Source organism: Acinetobacter lwoffii (assembly GCF_024129715.1).
In the GTDB taxonomy this organism is placed as follows: domain Bacteria; phylum Pseudomonadota; class Gammaproteobacteria; order Pseudomonadales; family Moraxellaceae; genus Acinetobacter; species Acinetobacter lwoffii_U.
Window position 1 is genome coordinate 45,478 of sequence record NZ_JAMXXM010000008.1, and the last position, 17,970, is coordinate 63,447.

Annotated in this window: 20 protein-coding genes; 19 read left to right on the forward strand and 1 reads right to left on the reverse strand. The window is 45.0% G+C overall.

The window, feature by feature from the left end:
- Positions 1 to 6 precede the first annotated feature (6 nt).
- From NI462_RS07560 to NI462_RS07625, 14 genes are all read left to right on the forward strand, one after another.
- On the forward strand, positions 7 to 417 hold the full coding sequence (locus NI462_RS07560; RefSeq protein WP_253159860.1) for a hypothetical protein: 411 nt from the start codon (positions 7 to 9) through the stop codon (positions 415 to 417).
- Between the two features lie 203 nt (positions 418 to 620).
- Positions 621 to 1,901 (forward strand): glycosyltransferase family 4 protein, encoded by a 1,281-nt coding sequence (locus NI462_RS07565; protein WP_253159862.1) that lies wholly within the window; start codon positions 621 to 623, stop codon positions 1,899 to 1,901.
- 20 nt (positions 1,902 to 1,921) lie between these two features.
- The gene (locus NI462_RS07570) at positions 1,922 to 2,473 is read left to right on the forward strand and encodes a phosphatase PAP2 family protein (protein ID WP_044109963.1); all 552 of its coding nucleotides are present in this window, start codon (positions 1,922 to 1,924) and stop codon (positions 2,471 to 2,473) included.
- An 87-nt stretch (positions 2,474 to 2,560) separates the two neighbouring features.
- A complete protein-coding gene (gene iscX / locus NI462_RS07575) occupies positions 2,561 to 2,761 on the forward strand; it encodes a Fe-S cluster assembly protein IscX (protein ID WP_004278360.1) in 201 nt (66 codons plus the stop codon).
- A 110-nt stretch (positions 2,762 to 2,871) separates the two neighbouring features.
- The gene (gene ndk, locus NI462_RS07580) at positions 2,872 to 3,303 is read left to right on the forward strand and encodes a nucleoside-diphosphate kinase (RefSeq protein WP_004647460.1); all 432 of its coding nucleotides are present in this window, start codon (positions 2,872 to 2,874) and stop codon (positions 3,301 to 3,303) included.
- A gap of 122 nt (positions 3,304 to 3,425) precedes the next feature.
- Positions 3,426 to 4,661 carry a dual-specificity RNA methyltransferase RlmN gene (gene rlmN / locus NI462_RS07585; RefSeq protein WP_004278358.1) on the forward strand — a complete coding sequence of 412 codons (1,236 nt, stop codon included), beginning with the start codon at positions 3,426 to 3,428 and terminating at the stop codon, positions 4,659 to 4,661.
- A gap of 14 nt (positions 4,662 to 4,675) precedes the next feature.
- Positions 4,676 to 5,476 carry a type IV pilus biogenesis/stability protein PilW gene (pilW, locus tag NI462_RS07590; RefSeq protein ID WP_005103248.1) on the forward strand — a complete coding sequence of 267 codons (801 nt, stop codon included), beginning with the start codon at positions 4,676 to 4,678 and terminating at the stop codon, positions 5,474 to 5,476.
- Positions 5,467 to 6,258 carry a helix-turn-helix domain-containing protein gene (locus tag NI462_RS07595; protein WP_253159863.1) on the forward strand — a complete coding sequence of 264 codons (792 nt, stop codon included), beginning with the start codon at positions 5,467 to 5,469 and terminating at the stop codon, positions 6,256 to 6,258. The genes pilW and NI462_RS07595 overlap by 10 nt, the downstream gene beginning before the upstream one ends.
- 23 nt (positions 6,259 to 6,281) lie before the next feature.
- The gene (gene ispG, locus NI462_RS07600) at positions 6,282 to 7,403 is read left to right on the forward strand and encodes a flavodoxin-dependent (E)-4-hydroxy-3-methylbut-2-enyl-diphosphate synthase (RefSeq protein WP_253159865.1); all 1,122 of its coding nucleotides are present in this window, start codon (positions 6,282 to 6,284) and stop codon (positions 7,401 to 7,403) included.
- A gap of 3 nt (positions 7,404 to 7,406) precedes the next feature.
- Entirely contained in the window at positions 7,407 to 8,702 is a 1,296-nt protein-coding gene (hisS, locus tag NI462_RS07605; protein ID WP_253159868.1) for a histidine--tRNA ligase, read from the forward strand.
- 29 nt (positions 8,703 to 8,731) lie between these two features.
- Positions 8,732 to 9,430: a YfgM family protein gene (locus NI462_RS07610; RefSeq protein WP_253159871.1), complete on the forward strand. Its 699-nt coding sequence runs from the start codon at positions 8,732 to 8,734 to the stop codon at positions 9,428 to 9,430.
- Entirely contained in the window at positions 9,427 to 10,575 is a 1,149-nt protein-coding gene (bamB, locus tag NI462_RS07615; protein ID WP_004733039.1) for an outer membrane protein assembly factor BamB, read from the forward strand. The genes NI462_RS07610 and bamB overlap by 4 nt, the downstream gene beginning before the upstream one ends.
- A 168-nt stretch (positions 10,576 to 10,743) precedes the next feature.
- A complete protein-coding gene (gene der, locus NI462_RS07620) occupies positions 10,744 to 12,153 on the forward strand; it encodes a ribosome biogenesis GTPase Der (protein ID WP_004278348.1) in 1,410 nt (469 codons plus the stop codon).
- Positions 12,154 to 12,291: 138 nt separating this feature from the next.
- Positions 12,292 to 12,936, forward strand: a complete 645-nt coding sequence (locus NI462_RS07625) for a 4'-phosphopantetheinyl transferase family protein (RefSeq protein ID WP_253159873.1) — start codon at positions 12,292 to 12,294, stop codon at positions 12,934 to 12,936.
- 23 nt (positions 12,937 to 12,959) lie between these two features.
- On the opposite strand, the gene NI462_RS07630 is transcribed toward NI462_RS07625, so the two are convergent.
- Positions 12,960 to 13,730 carry an SDR family oxidoreductase gene (locus tag NI462_RS07630; RefSeq protein ID WP_253159875.1) on the reverse strand — a complete coding sequence of 257 codons (771 nt, stop codon included), beginning with the start codon at positions 13,728 to 13,730 and terminating at the stop codon, positions 12,960 to 12,962.
- Positions 13,731 to 13,821: 91 nt separating this feature from the next.
- Here NI462_RS07630 and mazG point away from each other — a divergent pair, with 91 nt between their 5' ends.
- From mazG to panB, 5 genes are all read left to right on the forward strand, one after another.
- Positions 13,822 to 14,634, forward strand: a complete 813-nt coding sequence (gene mazG, locus NI462_RS07635; protein WP_253159877.1) for a nucleoside triphosphate pyrophosphohydrolase — start codon at positions 13,822 to 13,824, stop codon at positions 14,632 to 14,634.
- A complete protein-coding gene (locus NI462_RS07640) occupies positions 14,594 to 15,016 on the forward strand; it encodes a ComEA family DNA-binding protein (protein ID WP_004647476.1) in 423 nt (140 codons plus the stop codon). The genes mazG and NI462_RS07640 overlap by 41 nt, the downstream gene beginning before the upstream one ends.
- A gap of 136 nt (positions 15,017 to 15,152) precedes the next feature.
- Positions 15,153 to 16,625, forward strand: a complete 1,473-nt coding sequence (gene pcnB, locus NI462_RS07645) for a polynucleotide adenylyltransferase PcnB (protein ID WP_253159879.1) — start codon at positions 15,153 to 15,155, stop codon at positions 16,623 to 16,625.
- On the forward strand, positions 16,622 to 17,107 hold the full coding sequence (gene folK / locus NI462_RS07650; protein WP_253159881.1) for a 2-amino-4-hydroxy-6-hydroxymethyldihydropteridine diphosphokinase: 486 nt from the start codon (positions 16,622 to 16,624) through the stop codon (positions 17,105 to 17,107). The genes pcnB and folK overlap by 4 nt, the downstream gene beginning before the upstream one ends.
- A 53-nt stretch (positions 17,108 to 17,160) precedes the next feature.
- A complete protein-coding gene (gene panB, locus NI462_RS07655; protein WP_004278337.1) occupies positions 17,161 to 17,970 on the forward strand; it encodes a 3-methyl-2-oxobutanoate hydroxymethyltransferase in 810 nt (269 codons plus the stop codon).

Below are 17,970 nucleotides of genomic sequence, written 5' to 3' on the forward strand. Positions count from 1 at the left end.
AGAAAAATGAAAAAGCTCTTTTTATTTATTGCCGCACTCAGTATGAGTGAAATAGCCATGGCCCAATATTGCTCGATTGATGGTTTTACCACTCCAGAATTACGTCTAGCCAGCTATCAGCGTAGTCAGGCTGCCACTTCATTTAATATTTCATGTGATACTGGTTATTCAATTTTATTTAATAGTCAGAATCTGGTGAGTTCCAACGGGATAAGTTATGTGTCTAACGGTCCTAATAAATTACGTACCAAATTAAATTTGAGTGGTGCAAATAGTGGGTTATGGGGAGTCAGAGTGAATCAGGGAGCTTCACAGAGACAGAAATATATCGTTTCAGTTCAACTTGAAGAGAATCCTTTTAATGGGGTTCCAGCTGGAACTTATCGTGATCGGATTTCTGTCGATATTAATTTTTAAATCATAGAAATGAGGGAATTATATGGAGATCTGTATAAAGTGAATATCTTTTTAGTCTAAGAAATAATAGGTATTCACTTATTTTTTTAATATAAATAATAATTTAGAAGATTTATTTTTAGCTTTTTTTAGTTATTTTTATTCATCAAATAGTCATGAGATCTTTCTATACTGGGTGAAAAATATAAACGAATAGGTGTGAGATGCAACAAATTTCCATCTCAGAATTATTAGAGCAACGACCTGTTATTCATAAAATCCAGTTTGATTTAAAAGAACAACGTAAACAAGCCATTCGTGACAAAATTATCTTAGAAGATCTGACACGGGCCCGTTTAAAAATTGCCATCGTTACCGAAACTTGGCCTCCTGAAATCAATGGTGTTGCCCATGCTTTATTGCAACTTTGTAAAGGATTACAAAAACAGGGGCATAAGATTTTATTAATACGTCCAGAACAACGACAAGCCTGTAACGATTTTAAACCGCATAGTGAATGTCTGGTTAAAGCGCATTGCATTCCTAAATATAGCAATTTGCAGTTTGGTAGACCGCAATTTTTAAAAATCCATCAAGCTGTTGAAACTTTTACACCCGATATTATTCACATTGTGACCGAAGGCCCTTTGGGTTTGGTAGCTCAGCAGCTTGCAAAATTCCATAAAATTCCAGTCTCTAGCGGTTTCCATTCATCATTTCAGGAATTTAGTCGGTTTTTTGATTTGGCTTTTTTACTGAAGCCAATTCAAGGCTATTTAAAGTGGTTTCATAATAATACTGATTTGACCTGTGTCCCGAGTCGAAGCACGGCTCAAGCCTTAAATCAGTTTGGTGTAACTTGTCCCTTGGCAGTTGTGGGCAGAGGCGTCGATCCAGATACATTTTCACCAAAGTGGCGATCACCAGATTTGCGCTATGCTTGGGGAGTTTCAAACGAGACCCGGGTGATGTTGTATGTCGGACGGCTTTCTCCTGAAAAGGAAATTGACGTGCTGATCAAAACCTATTTTGTGCTGCGCCAAGTTCGTCAGCAAGATATACGTTTGGTAGTGGTTGGAGATGGGCCGGATCGCACTCGACTGCAACAACTGAATCAGGATGGCAGTATTGTTTTTACCGGTAGCTTGACAGGAGAAAAACTGTCAGCGGCGTATGCCAGTGCAGATGTATTCTGTTTTGCCAGTCAGGTTGAAACCTTTGGAAATGTGGTATTGGAAGCGATGGCCAGTGGCTTGCCAGTGATTGCTTATGATTATGCTTGTGCAAACTTGCATGTGCAGCATGGTGAAACGGGATGGTTGAGCAGACTTGGACATCAGCGGGGTTTGATTCAGCAGATGCTCGGACTGCCTGATCTGCAAAGATTACAGCAGATGGGCGCGCAAGCACGTAAAAAAGCCGAAAAAGTAGGCTGGCAATATCCAGTCCGGCAATTTGAACAGGCACTGTATTCACTGGTACAGCAACAGGAATACAGGATATAAAACAAGAAAGGAGCACCAGTGTGAAACTCCAGAATGTAAAGATTAAATTTTTAGAAATCGATTTGAAAGGCTGTGTTTATCTGAATCATTTTTCGCATTCAGTCCGTATTGCCACTTTTTTTAAAATGATTAGCCGCTTAGGAAATGGTGCATTTTGGTATTTCATGCTGATATTGGTTTGGATCATGCAAGGCTTGATCTATACCGTGCAGATTGTTTATCTGATTTTGGGAAGTACTATAGGTACCATTATTTACAAGGTGCTTAAAATCAAAACCGTACGGCCACGTCCTTATCAGGTGCATCAGGTGATCCGTTTGGGTGAGCATCCACTGGATCATTTCAGTTTTCCTTCCGGGCATACCTTGCATGCCGTGATGGCAACCACCGTTTTAGGTTATGTCGCACCTTTATTACTGATGCTGATGTTGCCTTTTACGGTTCTGGTCGCAGTGTCCCGAATGGTGCTGGGATTGCATTATCCAAGTGATGTGGCAGTTGGCGCAATTCTGGGTGGCATGATGGCAATTGCCATTGTCCTGACCGCACCTTATCTGAATATTGTGCTGTAAAAATAAGTGAAAGCCGGAGCAAAGGCTCGCAGATTTTCACAGATTTGTTAAAGTACAGCATCAAAGCAATTATGGTGAGAAATAGAGATGGGTTTACGTTGGACTGACACGCTCGATATCGCGATTGAACTCTATGAAGCGCATCCAGATGTGGACCCGCAGTGGATTCGTTTTACTGATTTACATGCCTGGGTGTGTGCTTTGCCTGAGTTTGAAGATGATCCGACCAAGTCGACTGAAGGTCTGCTTGAAGCCATTCAAATGGCATGGATTGATGAGGCACGCTAAGCCCTCAGGTTAAAAAAGCATTTTTTTACAGATGAAAAGCAGAAAAATGCGCATTATCTCGGTATAATGCGCCAAATTTTCATGTCAACAATTGACTTAAGGAGCCTATCATGGCTATCGAACGTACTTTATCTATCGTAAAACCAGACGCAGTTGCTAAAAACCACATCGGTGACATCTTTGCTCGTTTCGAGAAAGCTGGTCTTCAAATTGTTGCAACTAAAATGAAACATTTGACTCAAGCTGAAGCTGAAGGCTTTTATGCTGAGCACAAAGAACGTGGTTTCTTTGCTGACCTAGTTGCATTCATGACTTCTGGTCCAGTGGTTGTTTCAGTTCTTGAAGGCGAAAACGCTGTTCTTGCTCACCGTGACATCCTTGGCGCGACGAATCCTAAAGAAGCTGCTCCTGGTACTATCCGTGCAGATTTCGCTGTAAGCATCGATGAAAACGCTGCTCACGGTTCTGACTCTGTAGCATCTGCTGATCGTGAAGTTAACTACTTCTTCGCTCAAACTGAGATTGCTCCACGTACTCGTTAATTCGCAGTATTCAAGCCAGATAAGTGTTATTATACTTATCTGGTTTTTTTATTCTCTGAATAATTCTTTGCTCACATATTGAGCTTCTCCTTTCATCTTTAGACATGGTTTAGGTAATACACATGAGTACTGAAGCAGTCGCTGTATCAGCAGTTTCTGAGCCACAGCAACACACTCCATCCGCTCCAGCACAGGCAAATACTGTCGAGAAAGTGAATTTACTTGGCATGTCACGTCCGCAAATGGAAAAATTCTTTGAGGACATGGGTGAGAAGAAGTTTCGTGCCGGGCAGGTGATGAAATGGATTCACCAGTTCTTCGTAACGGATTTTGCTGAAATGACCAATATTTCAGGAAAACTGCGTGAAAAATTAGAAAAGATTTGTGAAATTAAAGCACCTGAAGTGGTGCATAAAAATTATTCCAAAGATGGAACCCGTAAATGGGTATTCCGTGTTGGCGATGGTGAAGGTTCTCTTGTTGAAACGGTACTGATTCCTGCTGAACATCGTAGCGGTTTACGCCGTACCTTGTGTATTTCTTCACAAGTGGGCTGCGCATTAGACTGTTCATTCTGCTCAACCGGAAAACAGGGTTTTCAGCGCGATTTGACCCAGGCAGAAATTATCGGTCAGCTCTGGATGGCGAACTATTCCTATATGGAAGATGTGCCTGTACTTGAGCGTGAACGTTCAGTCACCAACGTGGTGATGATGGGCATGGGCGAGCCGTTGCTCAACTACGATGCAGTATTGAATTCAATGCGCATTATGCTGGATGACTTTGCATATGGCATGTCAAAACGTCGTGTGACTTTATCGACTTCTGGTGTGGTACCGAAAATCGATCAGATGGTCAAAGATATTGACGTGGCGCTGGCTATTTCATTGCATGCGCCAAATGATGAACTGCGTAACGAGCTGGTGCCGATCAATAAAAAATATCCGCTTGAGCAGCTGATTGCTGCATGTCAGCGTTATATTGCCAAAGATGGGAATGAAAGTTCACGTAAACATGTGACGATTGAATATGTGATGTTAGATGGCGTGAACGATCATCCTGAACATGCCCAGCAAATGATTAAGCTGTTGAAGAATTTGCCAAGCAAGATTAATTTGATTCCTTTTAATCCGTTCCCGCATGCGCCATATGGCCGCTCAAGCCGCAACCGGATTATTTCTTTCCAAAAAACTTTGTCTGATGCCGGTTTTGTGTGTACGATTCGTCAAACACGCGGTGATGACATTGATGCCGCGTGTGGACAGCTTGTAGGTCAAGTCGCTGACCGTACCCGTCGTGCGGAACAGTGGAAAAAGAAAATTGCGCAATCGAATGAGATCATGCGCTCACAAGGATAATAAGAGGTCGCCAGTTGAGAAATCTAACATCAAAGTTTGCTTTGATTTCAACAGTATGTGTGTCTTTGGTTTTAGTCGCGTGTCAGACGCCAGATCTGGGTCAGAAAGACCCTGAAAAGGCCACCAAAGTCCGTACCCAATTGGCGGTAGAATATCTGAGAACAGGTGACCTGGATGCAGCTAAACGTGCACTGGATCAGGCACTTGAAAGCAGTCCGCGTGATTCTCAAGCAAATATGATGATGGGCGTGCTACTGCAACAGGAAGGTAGTAAGCTTAATCTCGAAAAAGCAGATCATTATTTCAAGCGTGCGATTTCGGCAGATCCGAAAAATGCGCAGGCGCGAAATAATTACGGCACTTATTTATATCAGCTTGAACGCTATAATGATGCAATCGAGCAGTTTCAAATTGCTGGTGCCACGTTGGGTTATGATCAACGTTTCCGTGCATTGGAAAATATGGGACGGATTTACCTGAAACTGGGTGATACAGCGAATGCTGAAAAATCATTCAAACAGGCGCTACAAGCCAATCGCGATTCTTATATTTCAATGTTAGAGTTGGCAGAAATATTTTATTTGAACCAGCAGTTCCCGGCGGCGACACAAATGTATCAACAGTTTGTGCGTGGTGTGGGACAGAAAAATCAGGGTGCCCGTGCGCTCTGGGTTGGCATTCGCACTGCGCGTGCCGGGGGTGATCAGTTGGGGATGCAGGTATTGGTCAACCAGTTACGTGCACTTTTTCCTGAAAGCCAGGAATACCAACGTTATTTGCAATTACAGTACAGTACTGAGGCCGTATGGAAGTAAATCCTAATTCACCATCGAATCATTCGAGCGTAGCTCCAAATGCGTTAGGAAATATTCAACGTCCGGGCGAGTACTTGCGCCAGATTCGTATCAATCAGCAACGCAATCTGGAAGATGTAGCGAAAGAGCTGAACATCCCGGTCAAAACCCTGACTGCTCTTGAGCAGGATGAATACAAATCTTTGCCTGAAGCGACCTTTATCAAAGGTTATTATCGGACTTATGCCAAATTTCTGGGTGTAGATGCGTCTAGTATTATTCAGCGTTTTGATGAAATCTATACCAATGATACCGGGTTGCTGCCGAACCATGCCCTGAACAATTCTCCTATCAAAATTATGGGGAAATTGCCAGGTTCCAAGCGTGACCGCAATCGTAAGTGGTTAAGACGAATTTTTATTACGCTGGTACTTTTGCTGATTTTGGGTGCACTGTTTGCCATGATTCAGAACTGGTCGAGTAGTAATTCACAAAATAGCAGTGAAGTCTCTGGAGTAGGCGCTTCTAATGTCGAGATTCTGAATCTGGATACAGGTGCCGCACTTTCCGGTGATCAGCTGAAACTTGAGTTTAACCGTCCGACTTCGGTGCATATTGTCGACTCAGCGGGTAATGTTCTGGCAACTGGCCGTCAGGCATCGAGCTTGCAACTGAATGGTGAAGCGCCATTCCAGATTCGTCTGGATGATGCCTCGGCTGTATCGCTCAGTTTGAATAATGAAAATATTTCATTGTCACCCTACACTGTGAACGGAAAAGCAGAATTCCGTTTATCACCTTAACAGATCAAGAGTAGAGCAGAACGATGATCATAAATCCAATTAAACGTCGTCCAACACGTAAAATTCGTGTGGGTTCAGTTTATGTGGGTGGTGATGCACCAATCAGTATCCAGTCCATGACCAATACTGAAACCTGTGATGTGGCAGCTACGGTTGCACAGATTCAGCGCTGCGTCGATGCAGGTGCGGATATTATGCGGGTTTCTGTGCCTACCATGGAAGCCGCGGCGGCATTTGGTGAAATTCGCAAGCAGGTCAATGTACCTTTGGTCGCCGATATTCACTTCGATTATAAAATTGCTTTAGCAGTTGCGGATTTGGGTGCAGATTGTCTGCGGATTAACCCGGGCAATATCGGTTCTGAAGCGAAAATTCGTGAAGTTGTGGCCGCAGCACGTCATAACGATATTTCCATGCGGATCGGTGTCAATGCCGGTTCACTGGAAAAAGATATTCAAAAGAAATATGGTGAGCCGACTGGCCAGGCTTTGCTTGAATCTGCGATGCGCCATATCGATATTTTAGACCGTCTGGATTTCCAGGAATTCAAAATTTCAGTCAAAGCATCGAATGTGTTCCTGACCATGGATGCGTATCGTTTGCTATCACAGCAAATTGATAATCCGCTCCATCTGGGTGTCACAGAAGCGGGTATTTACCGTACCGGTTCGGTTAAATCTGCCATCGCTCTGGGCGGCCTGCTGATGGAAGGCATTGGGGATACCATGCGTATTTCCTTAGCTGCTGAGCCTGAAGAAGAAATTAAAATCGGTTTTGATATTCTGAAATCGCTGGGTCTGCGCTCCAACGGGATTAACTTCATTGCCTGCCCAAGCTGTTCACGTCAGGAATTTAATGTGATTTCAGTGATGCAGCAACTTGAAGAACGTTTAGAAGATATTCGTACCCCAATGGATGTGTCTGTCATTGGCTGTAAGGTCAATGGGCCGGGCGAAGCCAAAGAAGCGGATATTGGTGTCGTAGGTGCAGCACCACGTTCACTGGTGTACCGTAATGGTGAAAAGAGCCATTTAATTGACACGAATCAATTGGTTGATGAAATCGAAACCATGGTTCGTCAACGTGTTACCGAGCTTGAAGAAGCTAAAGCTAAAGAAATTATTCGTACAAGTTTTCCTGAGTAGATCATGAGTTCAATCGTCGCAATCAAAGGTTTTAATGACATTCTCCCAACGCAAACCCCAGCTTGGAGACGTCTTGAACAGCATCTATCCGGTTTGATGGATGCCTATGGCTATCAACAAATTCGTTTGCCTATCGTAGAACAGACCAATCTGTTTAAACGTTCGATTGGTGATGCAACCGATATCGTTGAAAAAGAGATGTATACTTTCCTCGACAAAGGCAATCCACCTGAGTCGTTGACTTTGCGTCCTGAAGGGACGGCGGGTTGCGTACGTGCCATGCTGGAGCATAACCTGCTGCGCGGTGCGACGCCTCGCGTCTGGTATATCGGCCCAATGTTCCGTTATGAAAAACCCCAAAAAGGCCGCTACCGTCAGTTCCACCAGTTTGGTGTGGAAACTTTTGGTGTTGCGACTCCGGACATGGACGCAGAACTGATTTTGATGACGGCGCGTCTGTGGAAACGTATGGGTGTAGCAGACAAGGTTCAGCTTGAGTTAAATACACTCGGTGAGTCGGATGAGCGTGCAGCATATCGTGCGGCACTGGTTGAATTCCTGGAGTCGCATAAAGCGGATCTGGATGAAGATTCTCAGCGCCGTCTGACCACGAATCCACTGCGTATTCTGGATTCTAAAGATGCCAAAACACAAAGCATCTTGGAAAGTGCACCGAAACTTCATGACTTTATGGGTGAAGAAACGCTGGCGCATTTTACCCAGTTACAACAGTATTTGACTGATGCAGGCGTGAGCTTCGTGATCAATCAAAAACTGGTACGCGGTCTGGACTATTACAACAAAACTGTTTTTGAATGGACCACAACCCATTTGGGTTCACAAGGAACAGTCTGTGCTGGTGGCCGTTATGATGGTCTGGTGGGCCAACTCAAAGGAAAAGCAGATCAGTCTGTTCCTGCGGTTGGTTTTGCTATGGGCATCGAGCGTTTATTGCTTCTGCTGGAACAGGTTGAAGACAATACTCCGACACGTGATTGTGAAGTCTTCTTGGTGGCTGAACCGGCTTCTCAAGGTAAAGCTTTGGTCATTGCGGAGCAGATTCGTGATCAGCTTGAAGCAGCAGGCAGTCAGGTTCGTCTGAAAGTAGGCTCACAAGGTTCAATGAAATCGCAAATGAAAAAGGCCGATCAAGCCGGTGCGTTGTATGCGGCGATTTTGGGCGAGCGTGAACTGGAAGCTCAGGCGTTTACTGTGAAAGAGCTGGCAACCGCAGAGCAATCGAATGTACCATTTACGGACTTCGTTGCATTTTTTAGTACTAAAATTTCTTCAAAATAATCGATAAAACATTAGGAAAAGGTAATCTCATGAGCGCAATGAGTGGTGATGAACAGTTTGAAAGCTTAAAATCCTTTACGAAGAAATATGGTTCTTCGATGATTACCGGGATTTTAATTGCGCTGATTGCCTTTTTTGGATGGGAATATTGGCAGAAGAAAAGCCTGGCAGAGTCGCAAATGCACACTGCCAAGGTTCAGCAGTTGATGGATGATGCACAGGCATCGAAAGGTGATGGTTTTGCCAAGTTGTCTGAAGCTGCGGACAAGATTGTCAAGGAAGCACCTGATTCAGCTCAGGCGATTCAGACCCAGTTAGTCATGGCTAAACTGGCTTATGACAAAGAAGATTATGCTGCGGCCGAGAAAGCGCTACAGAAAGTTGAAAACTCGAAAGTAGACGATAAAGGCCTGGTTCAGGTCGTCAAACTTCGTCTGGCCTATGCACAACTGGCACAGAAAAAATATGATGCTGCATTGAAAACTTTAGAAGCAGTCACTGAGCCTGCATTTAAAGCAACTGCCGATGAAGCACGTGGCGATATCTATGTTGCCAAAAATGATATTGAAAATGCTAAAAAAGTATATCAAAGTGCATGGGATGCTTTGATTGAACGTAAAGAAGAACGTCAGATTTTACAAATTAAGCTCGAAAGCGTAGGCGTATTGGTCGATGATCCGGAAATCGAACGCCCAATTATAGAAACACAAGCGGAAGAAGCTGAATGAATAGAAAATACAAAATTACCTGTGCCTTAACTGTTTTAACGCTTGCATTGGCTGGCTGTGCGGGTAAAACCAATAAAGTTCCAGAAGTAAAACCGAATCCACTTCCAAAACTGACTCAAGCTAAAACCCTGGTCCCTGTATTTTCCACCAGTGTGGCTTCGACAGATGCTGCTGATCCGTTGCGTTTACGTCTGGATGCAGATAATGGCGTAGTTTTTGCGATTGATCCGAAGGGCGAAGTATCTGCATTTAAAGGCAAACAGCGTCTGTGGCAGAAAAAAGTCAGCAAAGACAATTTAAGTTCTGGTGTTGAGGCTGCTGAAGGTCTTGTTGTCGTTGGCAACCAGAAAGGCCAACTGTTTGCGCTGGATCAGCAAACCGGCGAGCAAAAATGGACTGCGCAATTGACGGGTGCTTTACTGGCACCTTCATTAATTCATGCTGGTCGTGTCATTAGCGTGAGCAATGACGGCACCGTATATGCGCATGAAATTGCGACGGGTGCGCAAGTTTGGACTTATAACTTACCTAATGTACAATTCAGCCTGCGCGGCATGGCTGCACCGGTTGCATTAGATGCCCGTAATGTACTGATTGCTTCTTCCAATGCTTATATCTATGCACTGGATGCCTTAAGTGGTGTGCCAAAATTACAGCGTCGTGTCGCAGTGTCGGATGGACGTTCTGATATCCAGCGTCTGGTTGATATTGACGGTGAACCGGTCGTTGCAGGCCAGTTTGTGGTGACCACCAGTTATCAAGGTCAGGTGACTGTGCTGGATTTAGCTTCACAACAGGTGGTCTGGAGTGAAGATGCCAGCAGTATCCAGCGTCCAGAAGTTGTGGGCAATGGTGTATTTGTGGCGCAAACCGATGGCAAAATCAAAGCCTTTGAAATTACCTCGGGTCAACCGCTTTGGGAAAATGACCAGTTGCTGAATCGCAAGTTAAGTAATCCGGTGATGCTGGGTACTGATCTTGTAGTCGGCGATCTGGATGGTGTCTTGCACCTGATTGATCCGCGTACCGGACAGATTACTGGTCGTTCGAAAACCTCTGGGGAAGTACGTAGCTTACGCGTCATCGACAACCAGCTGTATGTTTCCACACGCAAGGGCGCATTAAGCATTTGGCAGAACCGTTAATTTTAACGAGCCTTATGCTAAACTAGCCACAACCGTATTTTTGTGAACGCGGGGTGATTGAAAAATCAATGCCCCGTGTTTTTATTTAGGGTATTTACCCCTTATATCTTCCTATGCTTTCTGATGTTCAGGCCACTATGACGCCTGATATTAAATAAAGGTTACTCTATGAAACCCGTAATTGCGCTCATTGGTCGTCCGAACGTCGGAAAATCAACGCTGTTCAACCAGATTACCAAGAGCCGTGACGCATTGGTGGCAGACTTTGCCGGTCTGACACGCGACCGTAAATATGGCGATGCAACTTATCAAAATAAATCTTTCATTGTGGTCGATACTGGCGGTATTGGCGAAAATGAAGGTGGGATTGACTCGTACATGGCAGAGCAGTCCAAGACTGCTATTCATGAAGCCGACATCATCATTTTTGTGGTTGATGCGCGTGCCGGATTGCTGGCATCTGATGAGCAGATTGCCCGTGAATTGCGTACTTTAGGCAAAAAAGTCTTTCTGGTTGCCAACAAAGTCGATGGTGTACATGCTGAAGCTGCCTTGGTTGAATTCTACAAACTGGGTATGGGCGAGCCGTTACAAGTCGCAGCCAGCCATGGTCGTGGTGTCCAGCAAATGCTGGAAGATGTACTTGCCGATGTACCGGAAGATGAAAATCCGGAAGAGCATGACAAAAACACGGGTCTGCGTTTAGCGATTATTGGTCGTCCAAATGTAGGTAAATCAACGCTGGTGAACCGCTTGCTCGGTGAAGAGCGTGTGGTGGCATTTGACCAGCCGGGTACAACACGTGACTCGATTTATATTCCATTCGAGCGTGATGGCCGTCAATATACCCTGATTGATACTGCCGGGGTGCGCCGTAAAGGTAAAGTTGATGAAATGATTGAGAAATTCTCGATTGTTAAAACTTTACAGGCAATGAAAGATGCTAACGTAATTGTTGTTGTGGTTGATGCGCGTGATGGTATTGTTGAGCAGGACTTGCATTTGATTGGCTATGCACTTGAAGCGGGTCGTGCCATGGTCATTGCAGTCAATAAATGGGATAACATGACTGAATATGATCGTAAGCAATGTAAGCTCGATGTAGAGCGTCGCTTCGATTTCATTCCATGGGCCAAAGTGCATTTGATTTCTGCATTGCATGGAACGGGTGTGGGTGATCTTTATCCATCGATTCACCGTGCTTATGATTCATCTCGTTTGAAAGTGTCACCAGCAAAAATCACCCAGATTTTAAATGATGCGACAGATGCCCACCAACCGCCGATGGTTCAGGGTCGTCGTATTAAAATGCGTTATGCGCATATGGGTGGGCAGAATCCACCAACGATCGTGATTCACGGAAACAAGGTGGATAAAACTCCTGCAGATTATCGCCGTTACCTGGAAAACGTGTTCCGTAAAGTGTACAAGCTTGAAGGTACACCGATTAAAATCGAGTTTAAAACTTCGGAAAACCCGTTTGAAGGTCGTAAGTCTCAAGTGGATGAGCGTGCAGCTGCACGTAAACGTCGTTATGTACAGAAGTTCAAGAAAGCCGAGAAGAAATTTAAGCGTTAATTTTATAGTTTAAATTTTTCGGATAAAAAGCCTGCGTAAAGCGGGCTTTTTGTTTTGAGAAAATAATGAATTTCTCTCCCAATAAAAGTGTGAATTCTTTTACACTCAAATCAATTGATATCTTTTTAATGGATTCACGTGGCTCGGCTGATTCAAATTCATCTGCATCAACTTTCTGATCTGACTTGTCATTCGTTGTCAGACCGCAAAACCCAGGTTGCCGAACGGAAACGCGAAGTGGCGTGTTTGCGTAATCAGCTTTTATCCCAATCTTTTGAATTGCCAGTTAGCGATCAACAGGTGGTGCGGACGAATTTCGGCAAGCCTTATTTAAATGACTATCCGGATTTCAGTTTTAATCATAGTCATAGTCAAAATTTCTACGCCTTGGCCACGAGCAAGCAAGTTCAGAATTTAGGAATTGATATTGAAGAACTGAATCGTAAAGTCCGTTTTGAAGCCTTGGCACAACATGCCTTTCATCCCGAAGAATTAAAATATTGGAAAATGCTGGCTTATGATCCCGAATACTGGTTTAAAGTCTGGACCACCAAAGAGGCGGTGTTAAAGGCATCAGGCTTGGGAATCCGGATAAACCTGAATGAGCTCAATACCAATATCCATCCTGAGCAAAATGGTGGGCGCTGCGAACATCCAGAGATTGGCGTCTATGCCTATCAAAATTATACGCTTGCTGGCTGCATGTTCACCGTGGCCTGGCAAAGTGAGGATTCCTGCAAGGGATTGAGATTTCCTGTGATCCAGATTCATCACACTGTCTAAAACAGAATGAACCCGAATATTTTTTATTTTCTAGAAATGATCAGATTACTCAGCCGATTCACAAATTGTGGACTCATCCGCGATAAATGAAATAAAAACTGGCTTTTGAATCCGACCGGATGATGCGTTGCCTGCCATATTGAATCTTTGAGCTGTGCCAGTTTCAGAATATCTCGTGCAACATCTTCTGCTTTTAAATGCACGCCCATTTTTTTAATACTTTCTGACTGCATATCTTTGACCATGGCCGTATTAACGAAAAGTGGCATGACATCCAAGACTCGAATCCCATAGGGTTGCCACTCAATATCCAGACTTTCAGTCAGGCCACGCACTGCAAACTTGCTGGTGGAGTAACTGCTTAAATCGGCCTGGCCATAAATCGCCGAAGCTGAAGATAGATTAATGATGCGGGCAAATGCAGACTCTTTTAAATAAGGGAAAGCGGCATGACAGCCGTTCATGACTCCTTTAACATTAATATCCAGAGTCCGATGATGTGCCGTAATATCAGTTTCTTCAAAAGGGCCTGAATATAAAATCCCGGCATTATTGACCAGAATATTGATTTTCCCCGCCCAGGCCGAAAATTCAGACAAGGCTGTTTCCCAGGAAGCATAATCGGCCACATCGAGAAAGCCGGCTTTGGCATGTTCGCCCAGTTGCTGGGCCAGTTGTTCTGCCTGCTCCACCTGAACATCATAAATACCCACCTTGTAGCCGTGCTGGTAAAATAGGGCGGCTGTCGCGGCACCAATTCCTTGTGCTGCACCGCTAATCAATATACTGTGCATGTGCCTGATCTCCTTATTGTCTTTTTTTTGAGCATAACAAGAAACCGGCAGATTGACGCGACTATTTGGTAAAAAAAAGAGGTTTTTAAACATGGAACAACTACTCCAGGTCATGCGTGAATTACGTGAAAAATGTCCATGGGATCAGCAACAGACCCCCGAATCTCTGACCAAATATGCCATTGAGGAAGCTTACGAAGTCGAAGCAGCAGTCCGCTCTGGAAAAGTCGATGATGTCCGCGATGAGCTGGGTGATTTGCTGTTACAGGTGGTGTTCCAGTCGCAGATGTACAGTGAGCAGGGCGCTTTCGATTTTCAGGATGTCGTACAGGCCATTACCGATAAACTGGTTCGTCGTCATCCACATGTATTTCAGGCGGAACAGTTTGCGCAGCTCAGCCCAGAAGATGTGTCTGAGCTATGGAAAGAAATCAAACAGCAAGAAAAGCAGGGCAAGCCGCGTTCACGTCTGGATGATATTAAATATGCACCGGCTTTGGTACAGGCCGATGAAATTCAAAAAAATGTCGCCAAAATCAGTTTTGATTTTCCTGATATGGCGGGTGCTTATGCCAAGCTGGAAGAAGAACTGGCTGAATTAAAAGCAGCGGTAGCCGGACAAAATTCCGATGAAATACAGGAAGAATTTGGTGACTGCTTATTTTCTCTGGTCAATGTTGGACGTAAACTTGGCATCTCCAGCGAGATGGCATTATTGGGGACAATCTATAAATTCCGGACCCGCTTTGCCTTAATGGAAGATCAGGCACAATTACAGCAATTAGACCTGGAAAAACTGTCACTGGCTGAACTTGATCAGCTCTGGGAACAGGCTAAATTAGAATTAAAACAAAGAGCAGCACATGAAAAAAACACCTTATCGAATCGGTCCAACATGGATTAATCTTCTTCTGAGTTGCTGGCTGGGCTTTATTTCTATCGGAACAGCGCATGCGACTGCGACCGATTATATGGAATGGAAGACCCAACAACAGCAACACGACGCCCGCCTGAAGAAAAAAGCTGCCGCTACGGCTTCATCAGAAAGCAATCACTATCTGGCGAAGCCTGCATTATCGGCATCTTCCGCTGCTAATAAAATCAGTTTGAATAATGCAACAGTGGAGCAATTACAGCAGCTAAATGGTATTGGTCAAAAGAAGGCCGAGGCGATTATTGAACATCGGCAAAAAAATGGAAAATTCAAAAGCATTGAAGAGATCCAGCTGGTCAAAGGGATTGGGCCGGCATTATTTGCCAAAAACAAGGCCAAACTGGCCTTGTAAGGCGACAGTATGGATCATGACTAGCTGATTGATTTGACTCGCAGGATTGACATAATCAAATTGCCCTTTAGTCGTGTAAGCGATATGATTAGCGTCATCTTAGAATTTTACGTTCAGACGTAGGAGACAGCGTCTTTTGCAAACTTTGCGCGCGTCAAAATGTGGTTTATCAACCGCTCAATTACCTTCTTATATTCTCGATGTGATTGATGCCTTAAACAAGGCAGGCTATGAAGCTTATATCGTGGGTGGTGGTGTTCGAGATCTGATGTTAGGTTTGAATCCTAAAGATTTCGATGCAGTCACCAATGCAACCCCGGCTCAGGTCAAGGAAGTTTTTGGACGACGTTGTCGGATTATCGGACGACGTTTCGAACTGGCGCATGTCTATTCAGGGCGGGAACTGGTTGAAGTGGCAACCTTTCGTGCACCACCAAAAAAAGCAGTGACCTCGGCCGCGGGGATGATTTTGCGTGATAACAACTGGGGCAGCATCGAGCAGGATTTTGCCCGTCGTGATTTCTCCATCAATGCAATGTACTACCAGCCGCGTAAAGGTATTGTGCTGGATTTCTGCAATGCAGTGGATGATATTCACAGCAAAACCTTACGCTTACTCGGCGATCCGACTTTAAGATTTGAAGAAGATCCAGTGCGGATGCTGCGAACGTTGCGTTTTGCGGCCAAACTGAACTTTAATATTGATGAAGCGATTCTGGATGTCTTTACGCCGGAAATGACCCAGTTGCTGCGTGATGTTTCTCCGCATCGACTTTATGATGAATCACAGAAGCTGTTCACCATGGGGCACCTGAATCGTGTCTTGCCAATGCTGATCGATTTCGGGATCTGGCAGCAGTTATTTGCAGATATCAAGCCTGAAATTACGCCGTTTATGGAACGTGCTGCGAAAAATACCGATCAGCGTATTTCGATTGGCAAGACCATCAACCCGGCATTTTTCTATGCGGTATTGTTATGGCAGCCATTCCTCGAGCGTTGTGAATTTTATTTGAATAAAGGCGTGGTAGCGGCCGAAGTCCGTGCCCAAGCCGGTCTGGATGTGTTAAAACGTCAGGCGACTCGCACTATTATTCCACGCTTTGCGGAAACCTTTATTCGTGAAGTCTGGGAAATGCAAACCCGTTTGTTGAATCCAAAACCACAGCAAATCGAGGCTTTGTCCAGCCACGCGCGTTTCCGTGCCGGCTTTGACTTTTTGCTGCTGCGTGAAAAATCAGGTGATGCGACTGCCCAAGGCATGGGCAGCTGGTGGGATGCTTACCAGCAAATGAGCGGTGACGAGAAAGAAAGGGCCATTAGCCAGTATAACCGTCAGCGTGCCAAGAGCCGCCGCAAGGCGAGTCAAGAAGAACATCTGGAACAGAAACTGACCCAGCAGCAAGATCTCGCTGAGATTGAGCCGTTAGTGAATGAACCTGAACCACGCAATCGTCGTGTGCGTAAAGCCAAGTTTGAAGACAAGGCGAAACCTCTGTCGCATGTGGCAGCCAGTGCCAGCGGTGAAATTGGCGCAGATCATCCGATTATGAAACGTAAGCGGGTAAAACGTGATCTGAGCCAGGTAGTGTTTGGACCAACACAATGATCGTGACGTATATTGGCTTGGGCAGTAACCTAGGTGATTCACGCCAGATTCTGGCAGAAGCTGTACAGAAACTGGCGACCTTGGGGCAGGTGAAAACTTCGCATCTGTATCAAAGTCCACCGATGGGACCACAGGATCAGCCGAACTATCTGAATGCAGTGGTGCAGTTAAATACCGATCTGGCCGCTTTAAGCCTGCTGGATCGTTTGCAAGCCTTTGAGCAGGACGCAGGTCGGGTACGTTTACGTCATTGGGGCGAACGTACACTGGATCTGGACTTGCTGATCTACGGCAATGAACAGATTCACAATGAACGCTTAACTGTGCCGCATGTCGGGGTATTAGAGCGTGATTTTGTCCTGATTCCACTTCTGGATATTGATCCTGAAATACAGGTTCATGGACACAGATTAAAAGACCTGGACATCGTCAAACAGTCGACCCTCACGGTACTCGATAACAGCAACTGGGCAAATATTTAATTTTTAAGTGATGGTAGCTTCGTCAGAATTTTCAAGCATAGAGGAACATTTTCATGGTCAGTCTGAGTGATTTAAGACGCTTTAAAGCAGATGGACGCAAATTTTCATGTCTGACTTGCTATGATGCCAGTATGGCCAAAGCCATGGAAATTGCCGAAGTGGACAGCATTTTAATTGGCGATTCTCTGGGAATGTCAATTCAGGGGCGTGATTCGACTTTGCCGGTCACGGTTGCAGATATGGCCTATCATACGGCTGCGGTACGCCGTGGTAACCAGCATGCCTTTATCATGACTGACTTGCCATTTATGAGCTATGCTACCTTGAATGATGCCTTGCAAAGTTCGAAAACCGTGATGCAGGCTGGCGCGCAAATGGTCAAGATGGAAGGCGGTGCATGGTTGGCAGAAACCGTGCAAGTGCTGACCCGTAACGGTATTCCGGTGTGTGTGCATTTGGGTCTTACTCCGCAGTCGGTACATGTCTTTGGCGGTTATAAACTGCAAGCCCGTACCCGTGAAGCGGCCGATCAGCTCATTGCGGACTGTAAGGCAGTGGTCGAGGCGGGTGCTGCACTATTGCTACTTGAGTGCGTACCGGCACAGCTTGGCCAGGAAATCACCGAACTGTTTCCGCAGATTCCGGTCATTGGCATTGGTGCAGGTGCAGCTACAGATGGTCAGGTATTGGTGGTTCAGGACATGCTCGGTTTGACTTTTGGACATACCGCAAAATTTGTACGTAATTTTATGCAAGAACAATCGGGTGCGACAGCCATTCTGGATGCTTTTAAAGCCTACCATGCTGCAGTTTTAGATGGATCTTTCCCGGCACCAGAACAAACTTTTCAGGTTGAATTGTAA